We start from the raw sequence: 3,148 nt of genomic DNA on the forward strand, positions 1-3,148 counted from the left end.
TTCGGTGCGTGTGGGGGATTCAGGACTAAAAAAACTCCACTTTCCGAAGGGAATGCGGTGCTCTTCGATGGTTTGTTTATGTACTTCTAAAAAGGCTTCCATTGTCTCCCGGAGCTCTATTATTGAGTTTGGATTATCCACTTGTTCAAGGATTTCACAGAGTTGTTTGAGTATCTTAATTTTTTCTTGAGGGCTTTTTTTCAATCCAAACCAGCTGAATTCATTGCTCAGCATTTGTGCATGGCGCTCTATTGCCATTTTAAGACGATATTTTTCGCTGTCGCAGTTAACGGGTTTTTGGATAACGGTCAGGCTGCTCTGGTTATTTTTATGCCCCAGCCCCAGTTGGCCATAATCGTTCTCACCACAGGCAAAGAGCGCTGGCTCGCCGAAGCTGTCGCAGCCAAAGACAAAAGTGTGATTGAAACTTGCGACGACACCCTCCAGTGATTTGAGGTCTTGAGGAAGCTTGACGGACTGCAGGCTGGTCTGGTTGTTTTGATGCCCCAGCCCCAGTTGGCCAAACTTGTTCATTCCACAGGCAAAGAGCACTGCCTTGCCGAAGCTGTCGCGGCCAAAGACAAGGGTGTGATCGTAACCTGCGACGACACTCTCCAGTGAATTGAGTTCTTGAGGAAGCCTTACTGGCTGCAGGCTACTCTGGTCGTTTTTATGCCCTAGCCCCAGTTGGCCATACTCGTTCTTTCCACAGGAAAAGAGCAGTGGCTTTTTATTGCTGTCGCAGCCAAAGACAAGGGTGTGGAAAGCACCTGCGACGACACCCTCCAGTGAGTTGAGGTTTTTGGGAAGCTTGAAGCGCTGCAGGCTGCTCTGGTTGTTTTTATCCCCAAGCCCCAGTTGGCCATACTTGTTCTTTCCACAGACAAAGAGCGCTGACTTGCCGAAGCTGTCGCGGCCAAAGACGAGGGTGTGGTACATACCTGCGGCGACACCATCCAGGGATTTGAGTTCTTCAGGAAGTTTGATGCCTTGCAGGATGAACTTATACTTTTGATGCCCCAACCCCAGTTGGCCATACCCGTTATTTCCACAGGAAAAGAGCAGTGGCTTTTTATTGCTGTCGCGGCCAAAGACAAGGGTGTGGCGAGCACCTGCGGCGACACCCTCCAGTGAGTAGAGGTCTTTAGGAAGCCTTACTGGCTGGAGGCTATTCTGGTCTTCATTATCTCCCAGCCCCAGTTGGCCCCAATAGTTAAATCCACAGGAAAATAGCGCTGGCTTGCCCAAGCTGTTGCAGCCAAAGACAAGGGTGTGGTAATCACCTGCGACGACACCCTCCAGTGAGTTGAGGTCTTTGGGAAGCTCCAAGGTCTGCAAGCTGCTCTGGTTTTTTTCATGTCCCAGCCCCAGTTGGCCATATGCGTTTCCCCCACAGGCGAAGAGTAGAGGCTTGCCTCGGTATTGCGTCAAAATAAACGTGGAAATTGCGCCTGTAGACGCCACGATTTTACGTCGATGAATTTTTCTTTCTGTCTCCAGCTCTTTGATTGCCTCACGAAATTCTCTGTTCACCTGAATGAAGCGTTCACGGTCATTGGGTGTAGCGAACTTAACTATTTCTTTCAGTACGTCTTTGCCTAGTGCGGAAAAAGGTGATTCTGTCATATTGGTTAGGCTGCTCTGGTTGTTTTGATGTCCCAGCCCCAATTGGTCATAATGGGATTTCTGTATTCCCCTTTTAGGATGATATTTTTCGATGTCGCGGATAACGGGTTTTGGGATAATGGTCAGGAGGTTCTGGTTGTATTGATGCCCCAGTCCCAGTTGGCCATACTCGTTGTATCCACAGGCAAGGAGCACTGGCTTGCCTAAACTGTCGCAGCCAAAGACAAGGGTGTGAAAAGCACCTGCGACAACACCCTCCAGTGAGTTTAGTGCTTCAGGAGGCTCAAGGCGCTGCAGGCTAGTCTGGTTGTTTTGATTCCCCAGCCCTAGTCGGCCACTCGCGTTGCTTCCACAGGCATAGAGCAGTAAATTGCCCTTGCTGTCGCGGCCAAAGACAAGGGTGTGGTACTCGCCTGCGGCGACACCCTCCAGTGAGTTTAGGTCTTTAGGAAGCTCAAGGCGCTGCAGGCTGCTCTGGTTGTTTTGATGCCCCAGCCCCAGTTGGCCATACTTGTTAAATCCAAAGGCAAAGAGCGCTGGCTTGCCAAAGCTGTCGCAGCCAAAGGCAAGGGTGTGATTGTAACCTGCGACGACACCCTCCAGTGAGTTTAGTGCTTCAGGAAGCTCAAGGCGCTGCAGGCTACTCCGGTTGTTTTGATTCCCCAGCCCTAGTTGGCCAACCACGTTGCTTCCACAGGCAAATAACGCTGGTCTGCCGAAGCTGTCGCGGCCAATGACAAGGGTGTGGTACGCACCTGCGACGACACCCTCCAGTGAGTTGAGGTCTTTAGGAAGCTCAAGCCGCTGAAGGCTACTCCGGTTGTAATCATCTCCTAGCCCCAGTTGGCCATACTCGTTACATCCACAGGCAAAGAGCGCTGGTTTGCCCTTGCTGTCGCGGCCAAAGACAAGGGTGTGGCCATCACCTGCGGCGACACCCTCCAGTGAGTTGAGGTTTTTAGGAAGTTTGACGTGCTGCAGGCTGCTCTGGTAAGTATTATCCCTCAGCCCCAGTTGGCCATACCAGTTCCGTCCACAGCTATAGAGCTTGGGCTTGCCTCGGTATTGCGTCAAAATAAACGTGGAACCCACGCCTGCAGATACCACGATTCTACGTCGATGAATTTTTCCTTCTGTCTCCAGCTCTTTGATTGCCTCACGAAATTCTCTGTTCACCTGAATGAGACGTTCACGGTCATTGGGTGTAGCGAACTTAGCTATTTCTTTCAGTACGTCTTTGCCTAGATAGTCAGCGGACAAACTTGGTTCTTTCATATTGGTTTTCCTTTAAATAGGTTGATCAAGGGTTATTAAGAGATTACGACCGATGTGGAGTAGGAGTTGCTATGCGCCACCCTATGGTAGCGACTCGGATTGAATTGGACTGGATTGGGGGCAATGTTTAATCAAGCACGAACAACCGAGCCGCGACCGTAAGGGAGCGGACAGCCAGCCTAGAGTTGTCTTAGCAACCCAAATAACTGGCGTAATTCTCTTAGTGAGTGGTTGTTAGTGCGCGGGG

1 protein-coding gene is annotated in these 3,148 nt (G+C 50.7%); it reads right to left on the reverse strand.

The features are described 5' to 3' along the window. Positions 1–2,901, reverse strand: a 2,901-nt coding sequence (locus tag Lwal_RS14855) for an RCC1 domain-containing protein (protein ID WP_193787238.1), incomplete at its 3' end; no start/stop codon positions are given. Between the last annotated feature and the right edge of the window lie 247 nt (positions 2,902–3,148).

It is taken from the genome of Legionella waltersii (assembly GCF_001468085.1).
GTDB classification, from domain to species: Bacteria; Pseudomonadota; Gammaproteobacteria; order Legionellales; family Legionellaceae; genus Legionella; species Legionella waltersii.